Annotated in this window: 24 protein-coding genes and 1 pseudogene; 14 read left to right on the top strand and 11 right to left on the bottom strand. The window is 67.7% G+C overall.

The window, feature by feature from the left end:
- The first annotated feature begins 20 nt into the window (after positions 1–20).
- Positions 21–918 (top strand): IS5 family transposase gene (locus ABIB15_RS12755; RefSeq protein WP_354479228.1). Its coding sequence is split into 2 segments (ribosomal slippage): positions 21–368 and positions 370–918, totalling 897 coding nucleotides; the frame shifts between segments, so codons are not numbered across the junction.
- A gap of 11 nt (positions 919–929) precedes the next feature.
- Here ABIB15_RS12755 and ABIB15_RS12750 read toward each other — a convergent pair.
- The 6 genes from ABIB15_RS12750 to ABIB15_RS12725 all read right to left on the bottom strand — a co-directional run bounded on the left by ABIB15_RS12750 (position 930) and on the right by ABIB15_RS12725 (position 8684).
- Positions 930–1892, bottom strand: coding sequence for a D-alanine--D-alanine ligase family protein (locus ABIB15_RS12750; RefSeq protein WP_354479225.1), 963 nt, complete (start codon positions 1890–1892; stop codon positions 930–932).
- 44 nt (positions 1893–1936) lie between these two features.
- On the bottom strand, positions 1937–3262 hold the full coding sequence (locus ABIB15_RS12745; RefSeq protein ID WP_354479224.1) for an aminotransferase-like domain-containing protein: 1326 nt from the start codon (positions 3260–3262) through the stop codon (positions 1937–1939).
- A gap of 127 nt (positions 3263–3389) precedes the next feature.
- Positions 3390–3716 carry a thioredoxin gene (gene trxA, locus ABIB15_RS12740; RefSeq protein ID WP_354479221.1) on the bottom strand — a complete coding sequence of 109 codons (327 nt, stop codon included), beginning with the start codon at positions 3714–3716 and terminating at the stop codon, positions 3390–3392.
- Positions 3717–3771: 55 nt separating this feature from the next.
- Positions 3772–4722, bottom strand: a complete 951-nt coding sequence (gene trxB / locus ABIB15_RS12735) for a thioredoxin-disulfide reductase (protein ID WP_354479218.1) — start codon at positions 4720–4722, stop codon at positions 3772–3774.
- A gap of 76 nt (positions 4723–4798) precedes the next feature.
- Positions 4799–6493 (bottom strand): murein biosynthesis integral membrane protein MurJ, encoded by a 1695-nt coding sequence (gene murJ, locus ABIB15_RS12730; protein ID WP_354479215.1) that lies wholly within the window; start codon positions 6491–6493, stop codon positions 4799–4801.
- A 22-nt stretch (positions 6494–6515) separates the two neighbouring features.
- Positions 6516–8684, bottom strand: a complete 2169-nt coding sequence (locus ABIB15_RS12725; RefSeq protein WP_354479212.1) for a DUF6049 family protein — start codon at positions 8682–8684, stop codon at positions 6516–6518.
- Positions 8685–8781: 97 nt separating this feature from the next.
- On the opposite strand from ABIB15_RS12725, the gene ABIB15_RS12720 reads away from it, so the two are divergent.
- Positions 8782–10209, top strand: coding sequence for a CCA tRNA nucleotidyltransferase (locus ABIB15_RS12720; RefSeq protein WP_354479209.1), 1428 nt, complete (start codon positions 8782–8784; stop codon positions 10207–10209).
- Between the two features lie 162 nt (positions 10210–10371).
- Here the strand turns inward: ABIB15_RS12720 and ABIB15_RS12715 are convergent, their stop codons facing one another.
- Positions 10372–11442, bottom strand: coding sequence for an inositol-3-phosphate synthase (locus ABIB15_RS12715; RefSeq protein ID WP_354479207.1), 1071 nt, complete (start codon positions 11440–11442; stop codon positions 10372–10374).
- A 151-nt stretch (positions 11443–11593) separates the two neighbouring features.
- Between ABIB15_RS12715 and rpsF the strand changes: the two are divergent.
- The 7 genes and pseudogenes from rpsF to ABIB15_RS12680 form a co-directional block, all read left to right on the top strand.
- Positions 11594–11956 (top strand): annotated as a pseudogene (rpsF, locus tag ABIB15_RS12710) (30S ribosomal protein S6); the annotation flags it as partial.
- Positions 11957–12052: 96 nt separating this feature from the next.
- Positions 12053–12577: a single-stranded DNA-binding protein gene (locus ABIB15_RS12705; protein WP_354479204.1), complete on the top strand. Its 525-nt coding sequence runs from the start codon at positions 12053–12055 to the stop codon at positions 12575–12577.
- A 48-nt stretch (positions 12578–12625) separates the two neighbouring features.
- Positions 12626–12889 (top strand): 30S ribosomal protein S18, encoded by a 264-nt coding sequence (gene rpsR / locus ABIB15_RS12700; protein ID WP_161884940.1) that lies wholly within the window; start codon positions 12626–12628, stop codon positions 12887–12889.
- 11 nt (positions 12890–12900) lie between these two features.
- Positions 12901–13353: a 50S ribosomal protein L9 gene (gene rplI, locus ABIB15_RS12695; RefSeq protein WP_354479201.1), complete on the top strand. Its 453-nt coding sequence runs from the start codon at positions 12901–12903 to the stop codon at positions 13351–13353.
- 418 nt (positions 13354–13771) lie between these two features.
- Complete coding sequence (dnaB, locus tag ABIB15_RS12690; protein WP_354479198.1) at positions 13772–15148, top strand: replicative DNA helicase; 1377 nt, start codon at positions 13772–13774, stop codon at positions 15146–15148.
- Positions 15149–15292: 144 nt separating this feature from the next.
- The gene (locus ABIB15_RS12685) at positions 15293–15937 is read left to right on the top strand and encodes a hypothetical protein (protein ID WP_354479195.1); all 645 of its coding nucleotides are present in this window, start codon (positions 15293–15295) and stop codon (positions 15935–15937) included.
- Positions 15934–16188, top strand: a complete 255-nt coding sequence (locus tag ABIB15_RS12680) for a hypothetical protein (protein ID WP_354479192.1) — start codon at positions 15934–15936, stop codon at positions 16186–16188. The genes ABIB15_RS12685 and ABIB15_RS12680 overlap by 4 nt, the downstream gene beginning before the upstream one ends.
- A gap of 86 nt (positions 16189–16274) precedes the next feature.
- On the opposite strand, the gene purB is transcribed toward ABIB15_RS12680, so the two are convergent.
- Together purB and ABIB15_RS12670 are read right to left on the bottom strand one after the other, a co-directional pair.
- Entirely contained in the window at positions 16275–17657 is a 1383-nt protein-coding gene (gene purB, locus ABIB15_RS12675) for an adenylosuccinate lyase (RefSeq protein WP_354479189.1), read from the bottom strand.
- Positions 17654–18178, bottom strand: coding sequence for a low molecular weight protein-tyrosine-phosphatase (locus ABIB15_RS12670; protein WP_354479186.1), 525 nt, complete (start codon positions 18176–18178; stop codon positions 17654–17656). Before ABIB15_RS12670 ends, purB begins: the two co-directional genes overlap by 4 nt.
- 158 nt (positions 18179–18336) lie before the next feature.
- Here ABIB15_RS12670 and ABIB15_RS12665 point away from each other — a divergent pair, with 158 nt between their 5' ends.
- From ABIB15_RS12665 to ABIB15_RS12645, 5 genes are all read left to right on the top strand, one after another.
- Entirely contained in the window at positions 18337–18624 is a 288-nt protein-coding gene (locus ABIB15_RS12665) for a hypothetical protein (protein WP_354479183.1), read from the top strand.
- Positions 18614–20041: an alpha/beta hydrolase family protein gene (locus ABIB15_RS12660; RefSeq protein WP_354479180.1), complete on the top strand. Its 1428-nt coding sequence runs from the start codon at positions 18614–18616 to the stop codon at positions 20039–20041. Before ABIB15_RS12665 ends, ABIB15_RS12660 begins: the two co-directional genes overlap by 11 nt.
- Positions 20042–20166: 125 nt before the next feature.
- On the top strand, positions 20167–21222 hold the full coding sequence (locus ABIB15_RS12655) for an iron ABC transporter substrate-binding protein (RefSeq protein WP_354479177.1): 1056 nt from the start codon (positions 20167–20169) through the stop codon (positions 21220–21222).
- A gap of 104 nt (positions 21223–21326) precedes the next feature.
- Positions 21327–22952, top strand: a complete 1626-nt coding sequence (locus ABIB15_RS12650) for an ABC transporter permease (RefSeq protein WP_354479174.1) — start codon at positions 21327–21329, stop codon at positions 22950–22952.
- Positions 22949–24340: an ABC transporter ATP-binding protein gene (locus ABIB15_RS12645; protein WP_354479171.1), complete on the top strand. Its 1392-nt coding sequence runs from the start codon at positions 22949–22951 to the stop codon at positions 24338–24340. Before ABIB15_RS12650 ends, ABIB15_RS12645 begins: the two co-directional genes overlap by 4 nt.
- A 59-nt stretch (positions 24341–24399) precedes the next feature.
- Here ABIB15_RS12645 and ABIB15_RS12640 read toward each other — a convergent pair whose 3' ends face one another.
- Together ABIB15_RS12640 and ABIB15_RS12635 are read right to left on the bottom strand one after the other, a co-directional pair.
- Entirely contained in the window at positions 24400–25134 is a 735-nt protein-coding gene (locus tag ABIB15_RS12640) for an ABC transporter permease (RefSeq protein WP_354479168.1), read from the bottom strand.
- The gene (locus ABIB15_RS12635) at positions 25131–25880 is read right to left on the bottom strand and encodes an ABC transporter ATP-binding protein (protein WP_354479165.1); all 750 of its coding nucleotides are present in this window, start codon (positions 25878–25880) and stop codon (positions 25131–25133) included. Before ABIB15_RS12635 ends, ABIB15_RS12640 begins: the two co-directional genes overlap by 4 nt.
- Between the last annotated feature and the right edge of the window lie 342 nt (positions 25881–26222).

The raw sequence follows: 26222 nt of genomic DNA, 5'->3' as shown, positions 1-26222 counted from the left end.
TGTCGGGCGATGATTGATTCATGCATGAGCGTGATGTGATTTCTGACGAGGCGTGGGCTGTGATTGAGCCGCTGTTGCCGCGGGCGCAGGGCCGGAGTCGACCGTGGCTGGATCACCGGATGGTCGTCGAGGGGATCGCCTGGCGTTTCCGGACGGGATCTCCGTGGCGAGATCTGCCGGAGCGGTTCGGGCCGTGGAACACGGTCTTCAAACGGTTCGATCGTTGGGCCAAGGACGGGACCTGGCAGCTAATTCTGACTGCTGTGCAGGCGCGCAGCGATCAGCTCGGGAAGCTCGACTGGGTGGTATCGATCGATTCGACGATCACCCGCGTGCACCAACACGGTGCGACCCTCGCCCGCGACACAGGGGGCTCGGTCGAATTACAAGATTCTTGGGCCGGAGCCGCCTGACCATGCGATCGGACGCTCCAGGGGCGGGCTGACCAGCAAAATTCATCTCGTCGCGGACGGCCGGGGTCGACCGCTGAGCATGCTGTTGACCGCGGGGAATATCAACGACACGACCATGCTGGCCGACACCATCGACCTCATCCGGGTCCCGGCGGCAGGCCGCGGCCGACCACGCAGTAGGCCAGAGCGAGTCCTCGCCGACAAGGGTTACCCCTCAAGGGCCAACCGCTCCTACTTGGCCTCCCGGGGAATCAAGGCGACGATCCCCGATCGAGCCGACCAGAGACAGAACCGCGCGAACAAGGGATCAGCGGGCGGCCGACCGACTGAGTTCGATGCCGAGATCTACAAAGGCCGCAACGTCGTCGAACGCAGTTTCAACCGACTCAAGAACTGGCGAGGAATCGCGATGAGATCCGACAAGACCGCCCGCAACTACCAAGCCGGCGTCACCCTCGCCGCCACCCTGATCTGGCTCAACACCGACTTATTCAACACGACCTAGTCCGGGCGGTGTCAGGCCGTGGCTTCCCGGAGTGCCGCATCGGCGAGTGCCTCATACACCCAGCCGAGGTCGTGTCCGGCGGCGTCGAGAGCGAGCGGGAGGAGCGAGGTCTCGGTGAGGCCGGGGAGCACATTGGCCTCGAGGAACTGGGCAGTGCCGGAGGCGTCGACGATGAGATCGATGCGGGACAGGTGCCGCATGCCGAGCGCGTTGTGCGCGCGGATGGCCGTGTCGGCCGCCGCGGCGGCGACCACGTCACTCAGCCGCGCGGGAGTGTAGAAGTTGGTCTCTCCTGCGTTGTACCTGGCCTCGAAGCTGTACACCCCGGAAACCGGTTCGATCTCGACGGCAGGAAGCGCGACGGGTCCGTCGCCACTGTCGATGACACCCACCGCGATCTCGGTGCCAATCACCTGGCGCTCGATCAGTGCGACATCGCAATACGTGTAGGCGTCGACCATGGCGCGGGGCAGCTCGGCAGGGTCGGTCACGATGCTCACACCCTGGGCGGACCCGCCGCGCGCGGGTTTGACCACAACGGGAACGGGGAACTCGGCGGCGATCAACGCGAGCACACTGTTGGTGCCCAGCTCACGGAACGTCTCACGAGGCAGGGCGAGCGATCGGGGCGTGGCGACTCCCGCGCGGGCAACGATCGCCTTCGCGGTGGGCTTGTCCCAGGCCAGCCGCGCGGCATCGGGCCGGGAGCCGACATAGGGAATCCCGAGCAACTCGAGCAGGTCGCGAAGCGCGCCGTCTTCTCCGCTGGCGCCGTGGAGTGCGGGCCAGACGACATCGGGCCGTGCGTCCTGCAGGTAGGCAAGCAGGGACGCATCCGGGTCTTTGAGGATCACGCGGATGCCGTGCTCGGAGAGTGAGTCAGCCACCCGCCGACCGGAGCGCAGCGAGACATCCCGTTCGTGCGATATACCGCCGGCGAGAACGACAATGCTGCGGTCCGAGGTGTGATTCATGACGACCCGTCTGGTAAAAGTGCTGATCAGAGGCTATATGCCAGTTAGCTTATATTCGGCGGCGGGGCACTTGAGGTTTGGCTCTGCCTCATGGTGGCGATCTGGCCAGTCGGCGAGAATGTGTTCACGAGTTCAAGCTCGCCATTGATCACGGTGGCGAGACGCCGGATGCCGAGGCGGATGGTGTCGCTCGTTGGATAGCAGAACGAGAGGCGCATGAAGCGCCGGCCGCTGCCATTGGCGAAGAAAGCCGTGCCGGGCGTATACGCGACGAGCTCCTTGACGGCGCGCGGCAGCATCGCCTTTGAGTCGAGCTCCTCCGGGAGCGTAACCCAGACGTAGAAGCCACCGCTGGGACTAGTCCAACTCAGCTCCGGCAGGTGCTCCGCGAGCGCGGAGAGCATCGCGTCGCGCCGCTCCCGGTAGACGCCCCGGAAGGTGTCGATCTGCGCTTTCCAGTCCGCGGTGCGGAGGTATTCGGAGACGACGAATTGGCTGAACGAGCTCGGAGAAAGGATCGCCGACTCGTTCGCGAGGATGAGCTTCTCCTTGATCGCGTGCGGGGCGAGCACCCAGCCGATGCGAAACCCAGGCGCGAGCGTCTTCGAGAACGAGCCGAGGTAGACGACGCCGTCCTCCTCGACAGATCGCATCGCCTGGGGCGGCGGGGAGTCGAAGTAGAGCAGCCCGTAGGGGTTGTCCTCAAGGACAAGGATGCTGTTGTCGCGGCAGATCTCGAGGATCTCCAGGCGGCGCTCCCTGCTGAGAGTCACGCCGGCCGGGTTGTGGAAGTTGGGGATCGTGTAGAGGAGCTTGATCGACTTGCCGGCGGCCTTGAGCCCGGCGATGCGCTCGCGCAGCGCTTCCGGGACGAGCCCTGTGTCGTCGAGCGCGACGTGGCTGATCTCGGCCTGGTAGGACCGGAACACCCCGATGGCGCCGACATAGCTCGGCGCCTCGGCGAGCACGACGTCGCCGGGGTTGATGAAGAGCTTGGTGACGAGGTCGAGGCCCTGTTGGGAGCCCGTCGTGACGACGACGTCGTCGACGCTGCCGTGAATGCCCTCGAGCGCCATGATCTCGAGGATCTGCTCGCGCAGCACCGGGGTGCCCTGGCCGGAGCCGTACTGCAGCGCCTGCGGTCCCGAGTCGGTCATCACCCGGTCGAACGAGGCGCGGATGAGCTCGCTGGGGAGGGCCGATACGAACGGCATCCCGCCCGCGAGCGAGACGACCTCGGGACGCGACGCGACCGCGAAGAGGGCGCGCACCTCGGAGGTGCTCAGGCCTGCCGCACGGTCGGCGTAGTGGTGGTACCAGGGGTCGAGGTTGGTGCCTGTACCGCTGCGTGTGCTGCCGTGCGAAGTCATGGGATGTCCCCGGGTGGTGTGTCGTGGTGGTCGGCCAGAGCCGAGATGCGAGTGATCCAAGAATAGGGGATGCGCAAATGGGCCCGCCCACGACGTGGACGGGCCCATTCCCGGGACGGGAGGCGGTTTAGGCCAGGAACTCCGCGAGGTCGGCCTCGAGGGCACCCTTGGGCTTCGCACCGATCACGGTCTTGACGACCTCGCCGCCGCGGTAGACCTTCATGGCGGGGATCGAGGTGATCTGGTACTTCGCCGCGGTCTGGGGGTTGTCGTCGACGTTGAGCTTCACGATCTGGATCTTGTCGGCGTGCTCCGCGCCGATCTGGTCGAGGATGGGGCTGACGGCGCGGCACGGGCCGCACCACTCCGCCCAGAAGTCGACGAGGATCGTCTTGTCGGAGGAGAGGACGAGGTCGTGGAAGGTCTCGTCGGTGACATCGAGTGCGTGTGACATGAGTGTTCTGCTTTCGTTGGTGGGTTGAGAGAAACTGCGGTGGCCGGGCTGACGGTCAGACTGTTGCAGCGTCCAGCACCTGGCGTGGGAGCGACGCGAGGTAGTGTTCCACGTCGAGGGCAGCGACGGTTCCGGAGCCCGCGGCCGTAACGGCTTGCCGGTACGTGACGTCGAGCACGTCTCCCGCAGCGAACACGCCGGGGACGCTCGTGCGCGAGCTGCGCCCGTCGACGGCGATCGTGCCGTCATGGGTGAGCTCGAGCTGGCCGTGCACAAGGTGCACGCGCGGGTCGTTGCCGATCGCGACAAACAGCCCACTCAGGTCGATTGTCGACTCGCTGGCGTCGACCGTGTCGCGGAGGCCGATGCCCGTCACGAGGTCCTCGCCGTAGATGCGCTCGACGACCTTATTGAACACGAACTCGATTTTGGGGTTCGCGAGCGCACGGTCCTGCATGATCTTCGAGGCGCGGAGCTTTTCGGAGCGGTGGATGACATAGACCTTGTCGGCGAACTTCGTGAGGAAGGTGGCTTCCTCCATCGCGGAGTCCCCTCCGCCGACGACAGCGACCGTCTTCTGTCGGAAGAAGAAGCCGTCGCAGGTGGCACACCACGAGACGCCGTAGCCGCTCAGGCGGGTCTCGTCGGCAATTCCGAGTTTGCGGTACGCGGAGCCCGTGGCGTAGATGACGGAAAGCGCCTCGTGCACGTCGCCGTTTCCGAGGGTGACCTTCTTCACGTCGCCCGACAGGTCGAGCGACACGACGTCGTCGAGCACGACCTCCGTGCCGAACTTCTCGGCCTGTTCCTGCATCTTCATCATGAGGTCCGGGCCCATGATTCCGTCGGGGAATCCCGGGAAGTTTTCGACCTCGGTGGTCTTCATGAGCTCGCCGCCGGCCTCGACCGAGCTCGCGATGAGGAGCGGGGACAAGCTCGCCCGTGCCGCATAGATGGCGGCCGTGTATCCCGCGGGACCCGAGCCGATGATGATGACCTGACGCAACGTGAGGTTCTCCTGTTTCTGCTGACGGCAGTGAGTGCTGGCCGCGATGACCGGTACAACACATGCTATTGGCTGACTATTCCGGCGCCTGCGGGGGGCGGGTCCTGCGGGGCAGTCGCCGCGTGACGGTGTCGACGGCGCTCCCGGCATCCGGATTCTTCATCAGGAGTAGCACACCGAGATAGACAACTCCCATTCCGGCGCCGATGACGGCGATCGAGGCCATGGCGCCGACGAGGCCCGATTGAGCGAACCCGGCCGGGGCGAGCCCGCCGAGCGAGACGAGGATGCCGATCCCGACGGCTCCCGAGAGCACGGCGGCGAGGAGGTACTGCAGGTGGCGGCGCACGAGGAACCACCCGCCGATGGGGCCGAGCCGCCGGCGGAGCAGGGAGAAGGTGAGGAGGGTCTGAGCGATGCACGCGATCGTGGTGACGAGGGCGACGCCGACACCGATGAACTCGACCGGCAGGAGTGTGCACGAGAGCGCCCCGACGACAAAGAGGCTCGCCTTCACGGTCTCGACCAGGAACGGCGTGCGGGTGTCCTCGAGTGAATAGAACACCCGCTGCATCACGAAGACGGCACTGAACGGCACGAGCCCGACGGAGAACGCGATGATCACCAGCGCCATGGCGATGACGTTGTCGAGGCCGCCCGATTCGAACACCCGAGCGAACGGGAACGCCACAACGATGAGCGCCACGGATGCGAACGTGATGAACAGGCCGATGGTGCGCAGCGATGAGGTGACGTCCTCGCGGACCCCAGCGAGGTTGCCCGTCGACGCGTGCCCGCTCATGCGGGTGAAGTACGCGGTGGCGATCGAGACGGCGATCACCGAGTGCGGCAGCATGAAGATGAGCCACGAGTTCTGCAGCGTGAGCACACCGGCACCCTCCCCCGAGGCCAGCGAGACGACGTTGCTCTGGACCACCCCGGCGGTCTGGGTCACGAGGATCATTCCGAATACCCATCCGGCGGCCTTCCCCGTTCGGCCGAGCCCGACGCCGCGCCAGCGGAAGTCCGGTCGGAAGCCGAGGCCGGCGCGTTTCCAGAACAGCACGAGAACGAGGGCCTGCGCGGCGACGCCGAGGGTGGCGCTCCCGGCCAGCAGCGCGATCCGACCGGAATCCCACACCTCCACGGCGCTGTTCCCGGCCGCGCCGCCGAAGAGCAGCGAGAACGCGACGAGTCCGGCGATCGCGACGACGTTGTTGAGCACGGGGGCCCAGGTGAACGGACCGAACGCCTTGCGAGCGTTGAGCACCTCGCCCAGAAGGCTGTACAGGGCGTAGAACAGCACTTGGGGCAGGCACCAGTAGGCGAAGGCGGTGGCGAGGGCGATGCCCTCCGGAGAGAAGCCCCGGCCGCCGTCCTCGCTGGAGGAGGAATAGAGCGCGACGAGCAGTGGGGCCGCGAGTGTCGCGATGACCGCGATCACGATGAAAGCGCTCGCGCCGAGGGTCACGATTTTGTTGATGAAGCGCTGCCCGCCGTCGTCGTGGAGCCCGGCCCGCACGATCTGGGGCACGAGGATGGCGCCGAGCACCCCTCCCGCGATGAGGGCGTAGATGTTGTTGGGCAGCTGGTTGCCGATGGCGAACGCGTCGCCGGCGGAGCTGCCGACCTGGCCGATGGTGGCGGCGAGCAGGATGGCTTTGACGAAGCCGAGCAGGCGCGAGACGAGGGTGCCGGAGGCGAGCAGGGCGCTCGCGCGGCCGAGACCGGACGACGGCCGGGGCGCGGGGTCGGCGGGCGGGCTAGTCATGTGCCTTCGCAGCGGCATCCGATTACACGGCACCGGGCGACGGGGCGGCCGGGTCGGTCGGAGCAGAAATCTCGGCCGGCCGACGCCGACGTCGGACGGTGCGGATGATGCCGAACACGAAAACCAACAGGATGAGCCCCGCGAGAACCGAGGTGACGGCGGTCTCCCAGCCGGCCTGCACTGTGATCTCGGCCTGGGCCGGCTGTGAGATGGGCACGCCGGTCTCGCTCGCAAGGGAGATGGTGATGACAACCTTGCCGTTTGCGACGGATTGCACCGGGATGGAGGCACGGTTCTGCGAGTTTGCCGCGATCTCGACCCGCACCTGGGGCTCGGTCACGTCGAGGATGGCGGTTCGCGAGGTGACCGTGACGACAACCGTGACCGGAACGGACAGGTTGTTGCTGATGGTGATTGGCAGCGGTCCACTGTCGGACCACTGGGTGATGGTGGCGGTCTCGACCTGCACCGCGGAGAGGATCTCGCCGGAGGTGGCGAGGTAGTCGGCGACCTCGGTCGCCCAGGCCGGTTCGGCCGGGTTCCAGGACTGGGAGGCCAGGGCGAGCAGCGACAGCCTCCGCTCGCCGGTGAGCACGCTCGGGTCGGCAGCGATCGTCGCGAACTGCGCCACCGCCGCCTCGGAGGCGAACAACGACTGCAGACCCTGGATCTGCACCGCCGCGACGGGCATATCGACGATCTCGCCAGCAGCGGGGGTCGTGGATCGCGCATCATGGAGCGTCGCCGGCGCCGACCAGCCGATCGCGCCGACGGCGGCGATCGTGTCCGACAGCCGGAAGCCGCCCAGCGCGTCGCTGCGACCGAGCGTGGCGAGCACGGTACGCCCGGCACCGGCGTCGGGGTCTTCCGTAGCAAGCGCTGCGAGCGAGGCCGTCAGCCGCACCATCGCCGCCTCCCAGCTCGCGAACGTCGGGGCGTCGACGGCGTCGCTGAGCAGGTCGGAGATGATCGCGTCGGAGGTGAGCACGGGCCGTTCGCCGATTGTTCCGGCGGCGTTGCCCGTTGTGGCCCCCTGGCCGAGCGTGGAGTTCTCGGAGGAGAGGATCGTGGTGGTGAGCCCGGCCGCGGCGAACGTGTCGAGGTCCCCCTCGACGACGGTTCCGGCACGGGGCCACGCGATGCCGGTGGTGCTGTAGGTCCAGTCGAGGAACGAGTCCAGGTCGGGAGCGGAGGGCGTTGCCGGTTCACCGGAGGGCGACGGGCCAGGCGACGCGGATTCGCCACCGACCTCCTCGGGGAACAGGTCGGTGTCGATCGCGAAGCTCGTGGGCACGGGGACGCCGCCGCCGGCTTGGCTGGTCGCGGCGATGTCGGTATCTGCGTAGCTGAGCGGGAAGGTCTGGTTGGGGGCGGATTCGAGCCGGGCCAGCCAGCCGGTCACCGACTCGGGGGCTGAGGAGCCGAGCAACCGGATTGAGGCGATGATGCGCGGGTCGATGCCGAGCGCGACCGGGCGGCCGAACGCGGCGTCGAGTTGGCGGGCGAGCAGCCCGCCCTGCGCCGTGTACGACTCGAGAAGTTCCGCGCCCACCACGCCCGAGGTCGAGGCGGGCAGGGTGATCGGGAGGGCGATCGCCAATCTCGTCGGAGCGAACCCGGCATCCGGGTTGACCGTGATCGTCGATCGGCCCTCGCCGGGACGGGTGTCGGGCGAGGCGACCAGCACGGAGAGGCGTCGAGCGCCGAATGGGGCCGTCTCGTCGAAGCCGACCGCCGCGGCGGGCACGACGATCGTCGCCAGGGAGGTCGATTCGCCCGGGAACAGTTCGGGAGAGGCCACCTGCGCGATGGCGTCGCCGCGGTCCGCCTCAAGGGGGATGGCGGCATCCGGTTCCGCGAGCCACGACGCCAGGCCGTCCCGACCATCGACAACGGCGCGGTCGAGGTAGACGGTCGCGACGCCGACGGGGAGGGTGCTGCTCGAACGGTTGGCGACGACGACCGAGAGGGTGAGATCCTCGCCGGGACGGAGGACGCCGGCTGCGGCAGGTACGACGTCGACCGAGATCTCGGCAGCCGCGGGGGACTCGACCGCCGGAACGGCGGCGATCGCGGCGGGCTCCATGGCGGCGGGCGCAACGAACGCGCCGACGACGACGGCGAGCGCGAGGAGGGGGGTGATGAGTCTCATGGCGGTTGGTCGATTCGCGGGCAGCGCCGCGGCCGACATGAAGCGATTCTAGGCCGTCGCCACCGGTTGGCCTCGGAGGCGAGGGGGCAGCCGCGTGTGGCGGTCCGGCGGCGGGGGTGTGGCAAGCTTGACGACCATGGAGAGCGTAGCTTCGGCAATCAAGAGGCTCGCCGCCCTCGCCGCGCTGCCGCACATCTCCCGGCTTTCGGCGGCCTTCGCCGCCGCCGGCCATGAACTCGCCCTCGTCGGCGGGCCCGTCCGCGACGCGTTCATCGGCCGGCAGCTCAACGACCTCGACTTCGCGACGAGCGCGGTCCCCGACGAGATCCTCGCCGTCGTGAAGCCGCTCGCCGACGTGCACTGGGACATCGGCCGGGCGTTCGGCACGATCGGTGCCCGCATCGACGGGCACACCGTCGAGATCACGACCTACCGCACCGACGCCTACGACGGGGAGACCCGCAAACCCCTCGTTGAGTTCGGCGAGAGCCTGGAGGGCGACCTCGTTCGTCGTGATTTCACGATCAACGCGATGGCTCTGCGCCTCCCGGAGCTCGTGCTCGTCGACCCCTCCGGCGGGCTCGACGATCTGCTCGCCGGGCGGATCACGACGCCGGGCGCCCCCGAGGAATCTTTCGGCGACGACCCGCTGCGGATGCTTCGCGCGGCACGTTTCACGTCCCAGCTTGGTTTCACGGTCGCGGAGCCGACGCGTCAGGCCATGGCCGTCCTCGCCTCGCAAATCGGTATCGTGTCGGTCGAGCGGATCAGCGACGAGCTGTCGAAGCTGCTGCGCACGCCGCGCCCGCGGGTCGGGCTCGAGCTGCTTGACGCGACGGGCATTGCTGCCCTCGTGCTGCCGGAGTTTCCCGCCCTGCGGCTCGAGATCGACGAGCACCACCACCACAAGGACGTCTACGAGCACAGCCTCACGGTGCTCGACCAGGTCATCGAGCTCGAGGCATCCCGAGCGCACACGGAGTCTCCCGACCTGGTGCTGCGCATGGCGGCCCTGCTGCACGACATCGGCAAGCCGTCGACCAAGCGCACCGAACCGGGCGGCGTGGTCACGTTCCACCATCACGATGTGGTCGGCGCGAAAATGGTGGCGAAGCGACTCAAGTCGCTGCGCTTCGACAAGCAGTTCATCGCCGACGTCGCGCGGCTCGTCGAGCTGCACCTGCGGTTCTTCGGCTACACCGAGGGCGCCTGGACCGATTCGGCCGTGCGCCGCTACGTGCGCGACGCGGGTCCCCTGCTGGACCGGCTGCACATCCTCGTGCGCGCCGACGTCACGACCCGCAACCGGCGCAAGGCCGACCGGCTGTCCTTCGCCTACGACGACCTCGAGGACCGCATCGCGGCGCTGTCCGAGCAGGAGGAGCTCGCCGCCATCCGCCCGGACCTGGACGGCGAGCAGATCATGCAGGTCCTCGGCATCCGGCCGGGGCGAGAGGTGGGCGAGGCCTACCGGTTCCTGCTCGAGCTGCGCCTCGACGAGGGTGCGCTCGGCACCGAGGAGGCCACGACTCGCCTTCGTGCCTGGTGGGCCGCCCGCGCCTGACAGCCTCGTCCGCTTCTTTCACTATTCAGGAGTGGGCAGCAGTATTCAGGAGGGTGACTCGGTCGGACGACGACAATTTCCCGGGCCGGTCAGGATGGTGGGCCTGCCGGGCGCTCACAACTCCTGAATACTGCTGCCCACTCCTGAATAATGAGAGCGAGGTCAGGCGTTGTCACGGATGAACTGCTCGAGCAGCTCTCGCGCCACCGGGTCCGGATACTGCGTCGGCGGCGACTTCATGAAGTAGGCGGATGCCGACTCGACGGGGCCACCCTGACCGGCATCGAGCGCGACCTTCGCCGCGCGGATCGCGTCGATGACCACACCCGCGGAGTTGGGCGAGTCCCACACCTCGAGCTTGTACTCGAGCGTCGTCGGGGCATTGCCGAACCCGTGGCCCTCGAGCCGCACGAAGGCGAGCTTGCGGTCGTCGAGCCATGGGATGTGGTCGCTCGGGCCGATGTGCACGTCGCGGGCGTTGATCTCGTTGTCGATGTTGCTCGTCACGGCCTGCGTCTTCGAGATCTTCTTCGACTGCAGCCTGCGGCGCTCGAGCATGTTCTTGAAGTCCATGTTGCCGCCGACATTCAGCTGATAGGTGCGGTCCAGCACGAGCCCGCGCTCCTCGAACAGGCGGGCGAGCACGCGGTGCGTGATTGTCGCACCGAGCTGGCTCTTGATGTCGTCGCCGACGACGGGCACGCCGGCGGCGGTGAACTTGGCGGCCCACTCGGGGTCGCTCGCAATGAACACCGGCAGGGCGTTGACGAAGGCCACGCCCGCGTCGATCGAGGCCTGCGCATAGTACTTCGCCGCCTCCTCGCTTCCGACCGGGAGGTAGCAGACGAGAACATCCACGGAGGCGTCGCGGAGCGCCTGGGTCACGTCGACGGCCGCAGCATCCGACTCCTCGATCGTGTCGCGGTAATACTCGCCGAGCCCGTCGAGGGTCGGTCCGCGCTGCACGGTCACGCCGGTCGGTGCGACCTCGGCGAATGCGAGCGTGTTGTTCTCGCTGGCCCAGATGGCGTCGGCCAGGTCGACGCCGACCTTGGCCGCATCCACGTCGAAGGCGGCGACGAACTCGACGTCGCCAACGGAGTAGGGCCCGAACCGGTTGTGCATGAGACCGGGGATGACCTCGTCGTCGGCGGCGTCGCGATAGAAAGTGACCCCCTGGACGAGGGCGTTGGCACAGTTTCCGACTCCGACGATGGCGACGCGAAGAGACATGGTTTCGAGCTCCTTGATAGTTGCAGTGTTCGATGACTACACTAGGCAGGTTGCCCGGGCTTATTTGACACGCTCACTGAGCAGGGCGCACATGTAACCCTCCTGTCACAGACCGTCTGTGACCGTTTAGTCCGAAGGAGGTGGGTTAGTCATGCAGCAATACGAACTTATGGTCATCCTCGATCCAGAGATCGATGAGCGCACCGTCGCTCCCAGCCTCGACAAGTTCCTCAATGTCATCCGCAACGCGGGTGGATCGATCGACAAGGTCGACATCTGGGGACGCCGTCGCCTGGCGTACGAGATCAACAAGAAGACCGAGGGCATCTACGCCGTCGTTGCGTTGACCTCCGACTCCGCCGCGACCGTCGAGCTCGACCGCCAGCTGAAGCTCAGCGAAGCGGTCATGCGCACCAAGGTGCTCCGCGCCGAGGAAGCCATCGCCCAGGTAGCCGAGGCCGCCAAGCTCTCCGCAGAGAAGGCAGCCCGCAAGGCAGCCGCTCCCGCGAAGGCCGCTCCGGTGTCTGACGACTCCGCCGCGAAGGTCGCCGCTGCTCCGAAGGCTCCGGCAGCTCCCGCCGCGCCCGAAGCACCGGTCGCCGAGTAGCTCATGGCCGGCGAAACAGTAATCACCGTGGTGGGTAACCTCACCAGCGACCCGGAACTGCGGTACACGCAGAATGGGCTGGCGGTTGCGAACTTCACCATCGCCTCGACTCCCCGGAGCTTCGACCGTGCGTCGAACGACTGGAAGGACGGCGAAGCGCTGTTCCTGCGCGCGAGCGTGTGGCGCGAGTTCGCCGAGCATGTCGCCGGTTCGCTGACGAAGGGTTCGCGCGTTGTCGCGACCGGGCGTCTGAAGCAGCGGTCGTACGAGACCAAAGAGGGCGAGAAGCGCACCAGCATCGAGCTCGAGGTCGACGAGATCGGTCCTTCGCTCCGCTACGCGACGGCTCAGGTCACGCGTACGTCGAGCTCCCGTGAAGGCGGCAACGGCGGCGGCGGTAGCCCGCAGCAGTCGCGTGGCCAGGTTGCCGACGAGCCGTGGGCGCCATCCGCTCCTGCGGCCGCGTCGGGCGCCGGCGGCGACGTCTGGAACACTCCCGGCAGCTTCAACGACGAGACCCCGTTCTAATACGCGGCCTTGCCCCACATCATCACTTCTACTGAAAGCAGATAAATCATGGCTGGAAAGAGCAGCGGCGATCGCCGTAAGCCCCTCCGGACTGCCAAGGGCGGCAAACCAGTCGCCCCGGCGAAGTCCATTCGCGTCGGCGTCATCGACTACAAGGATGTCGCAACGCTTCGCAAGTTCATTTCCGAGCGTGGAAAGATCCGCGCTCGCCGTATTACCGGTGTCTCCGTTCAGGAGCAGCGTCTCATCGCCCGTGCCGTCAAGAACGCACGCGAGATGGCACTGCTGCCCTACGCCGGCTCAGGCCGTTAAGGAGTCCTGACATGTCAAAGCTGATCCTCACGCACGAGGTCACCGGTCTCGGTGCCCCCGGCGACGTCATCGACGTCAAAAACGGCTACGCCCGTAACTTCCTTGTACCCCAGGGCTTCGCGGTCATCTGGAGCCGGGGCGGCGAAAAGCAGATCGAGCAGATCAAGGCCGCCCGTGCAGCTCGCGAGCACGCCACGATCGAAGAAGCCAAGGACCTCAAGGCCCGCCTCGAGGCGACCACGGTCACGCTGAAGGTCAAGGCCGGAGCGGGCGGACGCCTGTTCGGGTCGGTCAAGGCGTCGACTGTTGCCGATGCAGTAGCCGCACAGGGCCTCGGCACCGTCGACAAGCGCAAGATCGAGATCACCTCGGCCATCAAGGCCACCGGCGACCACGAGGCATCCATCCGCCTGCGCGACGACCTCACCGCGACCATCACCCTCCGGGTGGTTGCCGCGAAGTAGTACCCCGAAACGGGTGGCGGTGGCTTGGAACTACGGTTCCGGGCCACCGCTTTTTTGTGCCCTGTCAACCCCTTTGTGCACAATGGGGCGTGTCAGCGCGCAACCCTCAAGTGGAACTCTAGACAACTTTCTACACACGCCCCGCCCAAACATAAACACCTGGTCAAGTGGCTAATAAAATGTCTCGTGAGCGAGTTGCTAACAGTCGAATCCACAGGTTGTGCACATTCCTCCCGGCGTTTCGCGCAAACTTTCCACAGCCCTGTCCACAGGTCGGATTAGTGGCGGTTGGGCGGGCGGGCGTCGTGCTCCTAGTGTGTGACAGCGTGTTTCACCCAGGGGGGATGATGCCGCACGGTCCGCCGATGTCGGCGATGTCACCGGCATCCGCTACACAAGTCAATGAAGGAGGTCCATCGTGTCGATAGCCCATTTGGGACTCGCGGGGCCAGGCGAAGGCCGATCCGAGCGGCAGCAGTCCGAGCGCACGCCCCCGCATGACCTGCTCGCGGAGCAGAGTGCCATCGGCGGCATGCTCCTGAGCAAGGATGCCGTGGCCGACGTCATCGAGGCGGTGCGGGCCGTGGACTTCTACATGCCCAAGCACGAGATCATCTTCGACGCGATCCTGTCGCTCTACTCCCACGGCGAGCCTACCGACGTCATCGCGGTCACCGACGAGCTCCTCAAGGCTGGTGAGCTCACCCGCGCGGGCGGCGCGGACTACCTGCACACGCTCACCGGCCTCGTGCCGACCGCGGCGAACGCCGGCTACTACTCGACCATCGTCGCCGAGAAGGCCGTGCTGCGCCGCCTCGTCGAGGCGGGCACGCGCATCGTGCAGATGGGCTATGCGAGTGAGGGCGAGGTCGTGGACCTCGTCAACAACGCGCAGGCGGAGATCTACGGGGTCACCGGCGGCGTCGAGGCGGAGGATTTCATCCCCCTCACTGTCGCCGTCGAGACGGCGATCGGAGAGATCGAGGCGGCCAACGGGCGCGACGGCTCGATGACGGGAGTGCCCACGGGCTTTGCCGAACTCGACGACCTCACGAACGGCCTGCACGGCGGGCAGCTCATCATCATCGCGGCCAGGCCGGCGCTCGGAAAGTCGACGCTCGCGCTGGACTTTGCCCGCGCCGCTTCCATCAAGCACGACATGCCCTCGATCTTCTTCTCGCTCGAGATGGGGCGCAGCGAAATCGCGATGCGGCTGCTCTCGGCCGAGGCATCCGTTCCCCTGCAGAACATGCGCAAGGGCACCGTCGACTCGCGCGACTGGACCACGATCGCGGCGACTCGCGGCCGGATCAACGATGCGCCGCTCTATATCGACGACAGCCCCAATATGACCCTCGTCGAGATTCGCGCCAAGTGCCGCAGGCTCAAGCAGAAGGTCGGGCTCAAGCTCGTCATCATCGACTACCTGCAGCTGATGACCTCGGGCAAGAAGGTCGAATCCCGCCAGCAGGAGGTCAGCGAGTTCTCGCGCGCGCTCAAGCTCCTCGCCAAGGAGCTGCAGGTGCCGGTCATCGCGCTCTCCCAGCTGAACCGTGGACCGGAACAGCGCACCGACAAGATGCCCGCCATCTCCGACCTCCGCGAGTCCGGCTCGCTCGAGCAGGACGCCGACATGGTGATCCTGCTGCACCGCGAGAGCGCCTACGAGAAGGAGAATCCCCGAGCGGGCGAGGCCGACCTGATCGTCGCCAAGCACCGCAACGGGCCCACCCGCACGGTGACGGTGGCCTTCCAGGGCCACTTCTCGCGCTTTACCGACATGGCGCCCGCCTAGCCGGCCCGAGCATCCGAGGATCCCGACGGGCGCCCCGCTCGCCGTCAGCCCGGTCGTCCTGACCGTGTCGATCGTGGCAAGCCTGCGGTCAGCCGGGGGCGCGTAAACTAGCGAGGTTCGTCACTCGAGAAAGGGGTCGTCCTCGTGTCAGTTGTTCTGGATGACCCCGCGCAGCGCGCCGCCTACTGGCCGCTCCCGATCGCTCGCGCGGTTCCCGCCGCGGCGGTAGCCGGCATCATCACGTTCTCCGCCGACCACTCCGCCACCCTAGGCCTGCTCTCCTTCGGCGGGTTCGCGCTCGTGACCGGGGTGCTCGTCGCGGGGATCGCTTGGCGCCGCCTCGTCGGCACAGCGGTGCGGCCGTACCTCGTGGCGCAGGGGATCGTGTCGATCGTGCTGGGTGCACTTGCCCTCGTCCTTCCGCGCGGGGTTCCGTCACTGTTCCTCGTGGTGACGGTGTGGGCCGCGCTCACGGGGGCACTGGAGCTCTACAGCGGGCTGCGAGCGAGGCGCCGCCACGTCGCGTCCGGAGATCTCCTCACGGTGGGGGCGATCACTGCCGCCGCCGCGATCGTGTTCGTGCTCATCCCGCCCGAGTTCGCCCAGCAGTTCACCGGTCCGGACGGGGTGGAGCGGTTGCTGGACTCGGCGGTCGTCGCTGTCGGGCTGCTCGGAGCCTACGCTGCGATCATTGCGGTGTTCCTCGTCATCGCCGGGCTGTCTGCCAAGTGGGGACCCCAGAAGGCCGCACCGGCGGCATCCGATGCTGTGAAAGGCAAGTCCACGTGAGCACCACACCTTCCCGCCGCGATCGCTTCCGACCACTCGAGCTGCTGGGCTTCTCCGGTGTCGTCGCGCTGTTCGTCGCAGTCATCGTGCTCATGTCCACCCGGCAGGCGAACCTGACCTTCGTCTTCGGCGGAATCAGCTTCATCGTCACGCTCATGACCCTCGCGATGCTGTCGCTCACGTCGAAGCCGACGGGCGAGGAGCGACTCGACATGAGCCAGCAGGACCGCGAGCAGGACCACGGTCACTGAGCCGTCCCCCGACCCGGGGTCGTGAGTAGGCGCCGGGTCCGAGCGGGTACCGCAGCCGACGCCGTTCGGAGCCGGCCGGAGCGTCCTCAGCTGTCGAGGAAGCCGACCAGGTCGCTCGCGAGTCCGGCGTACCCCGCCGGGGTGAGGGCGGCCAGCCGGTCCTTGGCGCCGTCGCTGATGTCGAGGGCGCGCACGAACTCGACCAGCTCGGCCTGACCGACCCGCCGCCCACGGGTGAGGTCTTTGAGCAGGGCATACGGATCGATGATCGAGCTGTTGCCCGCGGTGATCTCTGCCCGGATGACGGTCTGGATGGCCTCGCCCAGAATCTCCCAGTTGCCGTCGAGGTCCTCGGCGAGACGGACCTCATTGACGGCGATCTCGCCGAGGCCGCGACGGAGGTTGTCGAGCGCGAGGAGCGAATGCCCGAGGGCGACGCCGACGTTGCGTTGAGTCGTCGAGTCGGTCAGGTCGCGCTGGAGCCGCGAGGTGACGAGGGTGGCCGAGAGGGAGTCGAGCAGCGCGCTCGACAGTTCGAGGTTCGCTTCGGCGTTTTCGAACCGGATCGGGTTGATCTTGTGAGGCATGGTCGACGAGCCCGTGGCACCGGCCTGCGGGATCTGGGTGAAGTAGCCGAGTGAGATGTAGGTCCAGATGTCGGTCGCGAGGTTGTGCAGCACCCGGTTGGCGTGGCTGATCGCCGAGTAGAGCTCCGCTTGCCAGTCGTGTGACTCGATCTGGGTCGTGAGCGGGTTCCAGACGAGGCCGAGCGACTCGACGAACTGGCGCGACAGCTCCGGCCAGTCCTGGCTGGAGTCGGCCGCGACGTGCGCCGCGAACGTCCCCGTCGCGCCGCTGAACTTGCCGAGGTACTCGACGTGCTCGATCCGCACGACAATTCGCCGCAGGCGGTGCACGAACACGGCGAATTCCTTGCCGACAGTCGTCGGCGTCGCCGGTTGACCGTGGGTGTGGGCGAGCATCGGAACAGCGCGGTGTGCGACGGCCCGATCGGTCAGCCCCGCGAGAACGGCGTCGAGCGCCGGCATCCACACCTCGCGCACGGCCGACCCGATCGTGAGCGCATAGGCCAGGTTGTTGATGTCCTCGCTGGTGCAGGCGAAGTGGGTGAGCTCGGCGACATCCGACAGTCCGAGCCTCTCGAGGCGGGCGCGCACGTAGTACTCGACTGCCTTGACGTCGTGCCGGGTCGTGGCCTCGAGGCTGGCGAGCTCGTCGATGTCGGCCTGGCCGAATTCGTCGACGAGGCTGCGCAGGGAGGCGGCCTGCTCGGCGCTGAGGCGGTGCGACCCGAACAACTCACGGTCGGTGAGGAAGATCAGCCACTCGACCTCGACGAGCACGCGCGCGCGGTTCAATCCCGCCTCTGAGAGGTGCTCACCGAGGCCGACCACGGCGGTTCGGTAGCGTCCGTCGAGCGGGCTGAGGGGCTGTTCTGGCAAAGTCATGGCGTTTCCAATCGGATTCCCGGCTTGATCTGGTCGAGGAGTGCCGAGCTCGCGCGCTCGATCATGTTGAGCACGGAGTCGAACATGGCGGCATCGGCGTAATAGGGATCCGGCACGTCGACGCGCGGGGCCTGGTCTTTGTCGAAGCCCAGAAACATCTGCACCTTGCCTCGGTCGGCTTCACTGCCGGCCCAGGCCTTGAGGATGCGGTCTTGGCTGCGGTCGAAGACGACGACGAGGTCGAGCGAGTCGAACCAGTCGGGGTCGAACTGCCGGGCGCGGTGGTCACCGGAGGCATAGCCCCGGGCTTTCAGCGCCGTGATCGTGCGGTCGTCGGCGTGCTCGCCGACATGCCAATCGCCGGTTCCCGCGGACATTACCGAGATGGCGCCGTCGTAGCCCTGGCGGGCGACGAGGTCGCGGAAAACGACCTCCGCCATGGGCGAGCGGCAGATGTTGCCGGTGCAGACGAAGCAGACCCTGAAGCGCGCGGACTCGTGGAGGGTCCGGTCGAAGCTCATGGCTCCATTCTGGCCCACTTCTCCGGAGGGAACAGATTCCTCCTCCCCCGCCGGCCCGGCCCCCGCCGCCCCACGGATCTCGGACCGCGCGGCAGGGACGCGGCCGAGCTGCGGCAGGGTGTCTCGAAAGCCGGCGTTGTCAACGGAGGGGGGGGGAAATGCCGCAGGAGTCCGACTCCGATCCGTGGGCGCTGACGGTGATGATCGCCCGCCGCGTGCTCGAGGAGCAGGCGGCGACCCTCGCGGTCGTGCGCTCTCGACTAGATCGGGCCCGAGCGCTCGCGCCGTCGGGTGCCGAGTCGGAGTGGGCCGGTCCGGCCCGCCGGCTCTACGACTCGGGGCTTGACGAGCTGCACCGCGCTCTGGCGTCGGCCGAGGCATCCGTCGACGCGGCTCTGGCTGACACGTGCCAGGCGATCGAGACCCTCGCGAGCCATGTCGGATGATTTGGTGGTCGGCGGCGGCGGCGGATCGATCGCGGTGGCGACGGTCACCCTGTTCGACCAGGCGCAGCGGCTGGAGCGGCTCGAGAGGAACCTTGAGGAGTGCGTGCGCACCCTCGGGGCGATGGATGCCGGGGCCGCATCCCGGCTGCCGGGAACTGCGGTCTGTCGGTCCGCGCTCGAGCAGGCCGAGCGCGGCATCGACGACGCCCGCGCGCTCCTCGGCCTGGCTGCCGTGCGCAGCGGACACCTCGCGGCCGGACTGCAGCTGAGCGCCACCGTCTACGGCGCCGGGGAGTCGGCGCTGGCGGCGCTCGGCGAACGGCTCGCGGGAGACCTCGCTGCCGGCCTGGGCTTGCTCGCTGCACGGTTGGGCCTCGTGTTCGCGCCGGGGCTGCTCGTTGTCGGCTCGAGGGCGGCCCTCGCCTATGCCGTGGCGATGACCGTTGCCCCGGGCACGACTCGGCGGGGTGCGGACGCGGCTGAGCGATGGCTGGCGGCGAATCGGTCGATTCTGAGCGATCCGCGGTTCGTGCGGTTCGCCAGGCTCTCGATCGTGAGTGTGGATGACCTCGCTGCCGGAGCTGCGGGACTTCCTCTCCCCGTCGTTCGGATGCTCGGCGATGGAGGGCTCGGAATTCTTGGCGTCGACACCACCGTGGGTGCGGTGGCCGCCGGAGCGTCGGTCCTCGGCGCCCTCAGGGAGACTCCCGTGCGGACCGTTCCGGTCTTCACGGCCTCGGCGACCCATGCCGGTGGCTTCGCCGACCGGGCTGCCCGCGTGCCGAGCGGCAGCGCCCAGGTTCGCATCGACCGGTACAGCGCACGAGGCAAGCCCGATCGCTTCGAGGTGTACCTCGGCGGCACGGCAGATTTCTCCCCGATGAGCGGCAAGGAACCGTGGGACCTCACCAGCAACGTCTCCGCCCTCTCCGGTAGGCCATCCGCCGCCTACCGCGCGGTAGCCGACGCGTTGGACCAGGCGGGCGTCGAGGCGCAGTCGCCGCTCATCGTCACCGGATACTCCCAGGGTGGGCTCGTCGCTGCCCAGCTCGCCGCATCCGGAGACTACGACGTGCGCGGCCTGTATACGCTGGGCGCTCCGAGCGGTCAGGTGGACGTGCCGCGGGATGTGCCGTGGGTTGCGGTCGAGCACACCGACGATCTCGTTCCGGCGCTCGGGGGAACGTGGGCGACAGCTGACCCTGTACTCGTGCGCCGGGAGGTCTTCTCCGACGGCCCTCCCCCCAATGAGCTCGTCGTACCGGCGCATGCCGCCGAGCAGTACCGCACGACGGCCGAGCTCATCGACGCGGCGAACGAGAGCCGTCTGCGGGAAGCCCGCGCCGAATTCGGCGCTGTCGGCCGCGGGGCCGAGCGGGTCGAGTCGACCTGGTACCGGGCGTCGCGCGTGTCGTGAGGCGCGCCGGGCCGTGAGGCGCGTGAGGCCGGGAGCACCGGCATCCGTCCGGCGGGGTCGCTTGAGGCGGGCCCTTCCGCTAGGATAGGCATGCCTAACCTAAGCACCAGAAAAGGACACCCTCAATGCGCACTCTCCGCCGCGGCCTCATTCTCTCCGCGGGCGTCACCGCCCTCGCCCTGACTGTGGCTGGCTGCGCGCCCGCCGGCGACACCGAACCCGCCGCGCCGAGCGATGCGGCGATCGAGAGCGATGGCGAGCTCACCCTCTACGCCGGCCGTGACGAGGCGCTCATTGCGCCGCTCATCGAGCAATTCACCGAAGACACGGGCATCGAGGTCAGCGCCCGCTACGGTTCGAGCCCCGAGCTCAACGCGCTCCTGCTCGAGGAGGGCGAGAACTCACCCGCCCAGGTATTCCTGTCACAGGACGCCGGAGCCCTCGGCTCGCTCGCGAACGCCGAGCTCGTCAGCAAGATTCCCTCCGAGTTCGCCGACCTCATCCCCGCCGGATTCACATCGGAGGACGACAGCTGGATCGGCGTCACCGGCCGCGCCCGAGTGATCGCCTACGACGGTGAGAAGCTCAGCGAGGACGAGGTTCCCGACTCGGTGGACGAGCTGACCGACCCCGAGTGGAGCGGCCGGGTCGGCTTCCCGCCCGGAAATGCGAGCTTCCAGTCCTTCGTCACCGCGCTTCGCGTGCTCGAGGGCGAAGAGGATGCCGAGAAGTGGGTGGAGGGCATCAGCAAGAACTCCCCCGTCCTCACCGAGAAGAACGGCGCAACCCTCGACCTGGTCAACAGCGGCCAGCTCGACCTCGCACTCGTCAACCACTACTACTGGTACGAGGATGCTGCCGAGGTCGGAGCCGACGCGATGCGTGCACAGCTCAAGTTCCTGCCCGGCGACGCCGGCGGCATGGTGAACGTCACCGGTGCGGCGATCCTTGCCGGAGCGGAAGGCGACCCGGACGCACTCGCGTTCATCGAGTACCTCGTCTCCGAGAAGGCACAGCAGTTCTTCGTCGAGAACACGTACGAATACCCTCTGCTCCCGGGCGTCGACGCTCCAGAGGGCCTTCCGGAGCTGGAGAGCCTCATCAACCCTGAGCTCGACCTCAGCGACCTCGAATCCCTCGAACAGACTCAGGAGCTGCTCGCGCAGTACGGTCTTCTATAAGGACTGTCGCGCTGCCCTGTCACTGAACCGGCGGCGCAGCGCGACCACCACCGGTACCGAAGCGGCCCGCCGCGTCACGTGCCCCACCCATCAGCAGGAGTCGGATGCAGCAGCGAGTCGATGAGCGGGCCGCCGACCTCGGAGCCGAGCCGATCGTGACCGGGCCGGTCGCGCCCGAGGCGATTAGCGAGCGCGTCGGGCGACGGCCGCCGCGGATGCTGCTGCTGCTCGGTCTTGTCGCGTGCGCCATCGCATCCATCCCGCTGGTCTATCTCCTCGTTCGGGTCGGATCGAGCGGACTCGACGATGCGGTGACCGTGCTCGGTCGCCCCCGGGTGCCGCTGCTGCTGCTCAACACCGTGAGCCTTGCGGCGGTGGTCACCGGGACGTGCGTGCTGGTCGGAGTGCCGACCGCCTTCCTGCTCGCCCGCACTCGGCTGCGGTTGCGGGGGATGTGGACCGTGCTCGCTGCGCTTCCGCTCGCCGTTCCGTCCTACCTCGCCGCCTATGGCTGGCTCGCCGCGGTGCCGGGGATGCAGGGATTTTGGGCATCCTGGCTCGTGCTCACGCTCGTCTCGACCCCCTACGTGACCCTGCCGGTGACGGCGGCACTGCGGGCAGGGACCACAGGCCTCGATGACGTCGCCCGCACCCTCGGACGCAGCTCCTGGCACGCGTTCTGGCTCGGCACCTGGCCGCAAATCCGCCCGGCGACCCTCGCGGGAGCGCTCCTCGTGTGCCTGTACGTTCTCTCGGAGTTCGGCGCCGTCGCGCTCTTCCGCTTCCCCGTGCTGACCACAGCGATACAGCAGGCGTACGGGGCGAGCTTCAACCGCAACTATGCGGCGATCCTCGCGACCGTGCTGGTGCTGCTCGCGATGATCATCGTGGTCGCGGAGCAGACGGCGCGCGGTCGTGCCCGCCGCCGCTTCGGGGCTGTCACCGGCGTCGCTCGCCACCGCATCGTCAACCTCGGCCGCTGGACCGCGCCGTCGATCGCCCTGCTCTCGGTCGTTCCGGCTCTCGCGGTCGGGCTGCCGGTAGCGGTGCTCTTCGCCCGGCTGTTCGAGGCTGAGACACTGCGGGCGCTCGATCCTGTCGAACTTGGCCAGGCGATCGTCAACACCCTGGGGCTGTCGATCGGCGGCGCCGCCATCGCGGTGCTCCTCGCGCTGCCGATCGGTGCGCTCGCAGCCAGGTACCGCGGCCGCCTCGTGCGCGTGATCGAGTCACTGGGCTACCTCGCCCTCGGCCTGCCCGGCATCGTGGTGGGACTTTCGCTCGTGTTCTTCTCCCTCTCGGTGCTGCCCGCGCTCTACCAGACCGGTTTCGTGCTCGCTTTCGCCTACGGGGTGCTGTTCATGCCCAAGGCGATCGGGGCGATCCGGAGTGCCACGGCCCAGGTGCCCACCTCGCTCGAGGATGTCTCCCGAACCCTCGGATACGGCCAGCTGCAAACCTGGTGGTTGGTCACCGCCCGGCTCGCCCGGCCCGGTATCTTCGCCGGTGCGCTGCTCGTGGCGGTGACGGCGATGAAGGAACTACCGGCGACGCTCCTGTTGCGCCCGACCGGAACCGATACCCTCGCGATCGAACTCTGGTCGCGCACCGACGTCTCCGCCTACGGCGCCGCTGCGCCCTACGCGGCCGCGCTCATTCTCGTGGCGGCAGTTCCCGCGTTCCTCCTCTCAGGAGCCGGCCGCGGGCGAGTGGACGGGACAGCGTCATGAGTCGGCTCTCGATGCGCAACGTCGTCGTCGGTTACGGTGTGGATCCGGTGCTGCGCGGCATCTCCCTCGAGGTGCCGAACGGGTCGCTCGTGGCGATCGTGGGGCCGAGCGGATGCGGCAAGACCACGCTGCTGCGCACGATCGCGGGCCTCATCCGAGCTCGGTCTGGCGAGGTGCGATTGGGCCCGCGGATGGTCACGACGCACGGCATCCATCTGGCGCCGGAGAAGCGGAGGATCGGGTGGGTTCCGCAGGACGCCGCGCTTTTCCCGCACCTGACCGTTGCCGAGAACATCGCGTTCGGCCTCGGCGGCGGGCGCCGCGCTGCGCGGCGTGCGGCGGGTGAGGAACGCGTGCGGCACCTGCTCGCGCTCGTCGGGCTGTCGGAGCTCGCCGATCGCTCGCCGGCGCAGCTGTCCGGAGGTCAGGCGCAGCGCGTGGCTCTGGCCCGCGCTCTCGCGTCAGGGCCGGAGGTCGTGCTGATGGACGAGCCGTTCGGTGCGCTCGACCCTCTCCTTCGCGGCGAGCTGCGCACCGAGGTGCGGGCATTGCTCGGCGCCGAGGGGATGACCGGCATTCTCGTCACGCACGATCAGGCCGAGGCGCTCTCGATCGCGGACTATGTCGCGGTGATGAGCGATGGTGAAATTCTGCAGTTCGGCACTCCGGCCGAGGTCTACGAGCGGCCCGCGAATCCGTGGGTTGCGACGTTCGTCGGAGACTCGGTGTTCCTGCCGGGCTTCTGGCGGTCGGGCTCGGTCGTCGGTGCGCTGGGGTCGTTGGACGCGGAGTGGATGCCGCGGGTCGCGGCAGACGGGCAGTCGATCGCTGACTCGTCGGGGGCGGACATTGCCGATGGTGCGCTCGCCTACGACGACAACGGGGTTCGGCGCGGGCCCCCGCTCCGAAGTGAGATTCGGCGGTCGGGAGAGACAGCGCCGGTGACCGTGATTCCCGGGGGTAGCCGGACGGTTGCCGAGGTCGAGCAGGCGGTCGAGCAGGCGGTCAAGCAGGCGGTCGAGACGATGGGTGGGGGTGAGACGTCGGGCGAGGGCGCCGCTGACCTGCTGACGCGCGCCGGTGCATCCGACGGGATCGCGCGCGCGGGAGCATCCGACGAGCCCGTCGAGAACACCCCGGTCACGGTGCTGGTGCGGCCGGAACAGCTCGAGCTGACGCAGGTGGTCGACTCTGTTCCCGCCCGGGGCCTTCGAGCCACGGTGACCGCGGTGAGCTACACGGGTCATGACGCGCTTCTGGAGCTTTCCCTCCTCAGCGGAACGAGGTGCATGGCACGCGTCGCCGCATCGGGGCTGCTGCCCGTCGGTGCCGAGGTCACCATCGAGGTGCGTGGGCGGGTGCTCGCGTACCCCGCAGCTCAGGACTGACCTCCCTGTCGCGACGTCACCCATGTCGACGGGTGTAGTTCTGACAAGGGCCTGCGCGATCACCGGGTCTGGCGGCGAAGGGTCAACGAGCCGAGAGCGACCGCGGCAACGATGAAGCCCGTTACCACGGCCAGCTCCCGCAGAACGTCGCTCGACGCATCCGCTTCGGTCGAGACGAGGATGAGGGCGTCGATCGAGTGCGAGAGCGGGAGCCAGTCGGAGATCGCCTCGAGGGCATCCGGCATCTGGTCCCTGGCGAGGAATATGCCGCCCAAGAGCACCTGGGGAAAGACGAGCGCAGGCATGAACTGCACCACCTGGAACTCGGTGTTCGCGAACGCGCTTGCTAGGAGCCCGAGGGTGGAGCCGAGGATCGCGTTGGCCACGGCAACGAGCACGAGCAACCATGGCGCGCCGGCTACCTCGAGGCCACAGACCCAGACGGCGAAGCCGACTGCCACGAGCGACTGCGCGACTGCCATCAACCCGAACGCGATGGTGTAGCCGGCGATGAAGTCGAATCTGCCCAGCGGCATTGTCATGAGCCGCTCGAGGGTTCCGGACCGCCTCTCGCGCAACGTCGTGATGCTGGTGATGAGGAACATGATGATGAATGGGAAGAGACCGAGCACGGACGGGCCCACGCGGGCGAAGACGTCCGTGTCGCTGTAGAGCCAGGCCAGGAGCCCGATCAACAGGCTCGGAACGGCAAGCAGCAAAACGATGGTGCGGCGATCGTGTGCGATCTGAGTGAGCACGCGGGCCGCTGTCGCAGCGGTCAGTCGAGGGCTCACGGGGACTCCCGTTGGACGAGAGCGAGGAATGCATCGTCGTGATCAACGGCGCCGGTGCTCTCGAGCAGTCCGTTCGGTGTCTCGTCGGCGAGAAGGCGACCATTGTGAAGAAGAATCAACCGATCGCAGCGCCTCGCTTCCTCCATGACGTGACTGCTCACGAGCAGGGTCACTCCGGTGTCGGCGAGGCGGTGGAACAGGTCCCACAAGTCACGGCGCAGAACGGGATCGAGTCCGACCGTGGGTTCGTCGAGGACGAGCAGTTTCGGTGCGCCGAGTAGAGCGGCACCGAGCGAAACCCGGCTGCGCTCACCGCCACTGAGCGTGGAGACCAGGCTCGTTGCCTTCGAGTCGAGATCGATTTCTGCGAGCACGCGCTCAACGTCGTCGGCTGGGGCACCGAGTACTTGCGTGAAGTAGCGAAGGTTCTGGCGCACGGTGAGGTCGTCGTACACGCTCGGACTCTGGGTCATGTACCCGAGCGACCTTCGTGTCGGTGCGGATCCTGCTGGACGACCGAGCACGGTGACGCTGCCGCCGTCGATGACCTGCGATCCCACGATCGATCTCATGAGAGTGGTTTTGCCGCTGCCGCTCGGACCAAGAAGTCCGACTACTTGCCCCTTCGACACTTCGAGGCTGACCCCTCGCAATGCCTGGGAACGCCCGCGGCGCACGCGCAGGTCATCGACGACGATCGCGGGACCCGTCCCGTGACCGTCTGTATCGATCGACCGCTCAGCCATGGGCCGAGCATATTCCTCTGCATCAACGACCGAAACGGGGACGGCACCGGAGCCTGGACCTCAGAAGCCCGCCACCCCTGAGCCGGGAGCCGGGAGTCGGCACCGGGCTCCGAGCCCCAGTGCCGGGGCGGCGCCCGCAACTGCGGTTAAGGTGTACTGGGCTCGGGCGATCCTGCACGCGCGAGGCTCCGGCCCATGCTCGGCCGTTCATGGGACGTTCTTTCTGTTGATGGCTGTGATGGCTGTGATGGTGGCGATGGTGGGTGTTCTGCTGGGGAGCAGGATGAGGGTTTGGGTGGGGTCGATGTTTTTTGGTGGTTGGAGCCAGTAGCTGTTGTTGAT

The sequence above is a fragment of the Marisediminicola sp. UYEF4 genome, assembly GCF_040546025.1.
GTDB lineage: Bacteria > Actinomycetota > Actinomycetes > Actinomycetales > Microbacteriaceae > Marisediminicola.
This window is presented reverse-complemented; position numbering and strand designations above follow the sequence as displayed.

Bases quoted from the DNA above. Each gene is read 5' to 3' on its own strand.
- ABIB15_RS12750 (WP_354479225.1), bottom strand. From the start codon at position 1,892: ATGAATCACACCTCGGACCGCAGCATTGTCGTTCTCGCCGGCGGTATA.
- ABIB15_RS12745 (WP_354479224.1), bottom strand. From the start codon at position 3,262: ATGACTTCGCACGGCAGCACACGCAGCGGTACAGGCACCAACCTCGAC.
- trxA (WP_354479221.1), bottom strand. From the start codon at position 3,716: ATGTCACACGCACTCGATGTCACCGACGAGACCTTCCACGACCTCGTC.
- murJ (WP_354479215.1), bottom strand. From the start codon at position 6,493: ATGACTAGCCCGCCCGCCGACCCCGCGCCCCGGCCGTCGTCCGGTCTC.
- ABIB15_RS12725 (WP_354479212.1), bottom strand. From the start codon at position 8,684: ATGTCGGCCGCGGCGCTGCCCGCGAATCGACCAACCGCCATGAGACTC.
- ABIB15_RS12720 (WP_354479209.1), top strand. From the start codon at position 8,782: ATGGAGAGCGTAGCTTCGGCAATCAAGAGGCTCGCCGCCCTCGCCGCG.
- ABIB15_RS12715 (WP_354479207.1), bottom strand. From the start codon at position 11,442: ATGTCTCTTCGCGTCGCCATCGTCGGAGTCGGAAACTGTGCCAACGCC.
- ABIB15_RS12705 (WP_354479204.1), top strand. From the start codon at position 12,053: ATGGCCGGCGAAACAGTAATCACCGTGGTGGGTAACCTCACCAGCGAC.
- rpsR (WP_161884940.1), top strand. From the start codon at position 12,626: ATGGCTGGAAAGAGCAGCGGCGATCGCCGTAAGCCCCTCCGGACTGCC.
- rplI (WP_354479201.1), top strand. From the start codon at position 12,901: ATGTCAAAGCTGATCCTCACGCACGAGGTCACCGGTCTCGGTGCCCCC.
- purB (WP_354479189.1), bottom strand. From the start codon at position 17,657: ATGACTTTGCCAGAACAGCCCCTCAGCCCGCTCGACGGACGCTACCGA.
- ABIB15_RS12670 (WP_354479186.1), bottom strand. From the start codon at position 18,178: ATGAGCTTCGACCGGACCCTCCACGAGTCCGCGCGCTTCAGGGTCTGC.
- ABIB15_RS12665 (WP_354479183.1), top strand. From the start codon at position 18,337: ATGCCGCAGGAGTCCGACTCCGATCCGTGGGCGCTGACGGTGATGATC.
- ABIB15_RS12660 (WP_354479180.1), top strand. From the start codon at position 18,614: ATGTCGGATGATTTGGTGGTCGGCGGCGGCGGCGGATCGATCGCGGTG.
- ABIB15_RS12655 (WP_354479177.1), top strand. From the start codon at position 20,167: ATGCGCACTCTCCGCCGCGGCCTCATTCTCTCCGCGGGCGTCACCGCC.
- ABIB15_RS12650 (WP_354479174.1), top strand. From the start codon at position 21,327: ATGCAGCAGCGAGTCGATGAGCGGGCCGCCGACCTCGGAGCCGAGCCG.
- ABIB15_RS12645 (WP_354479171.1), top strand. From the start codon at position 22,949: ATGAGTCGGCTCTCGATGCGCAACGTCGTCGTCGGTTACGGTGTGGAT.
- ABIB15_RS12635 (WP_354479165.1), bottom strand. From the start codon at position 25,880: ATGGCTGAGCGGTCGATCGATACAGACGGTCACGGGACGGGTCCCGCG.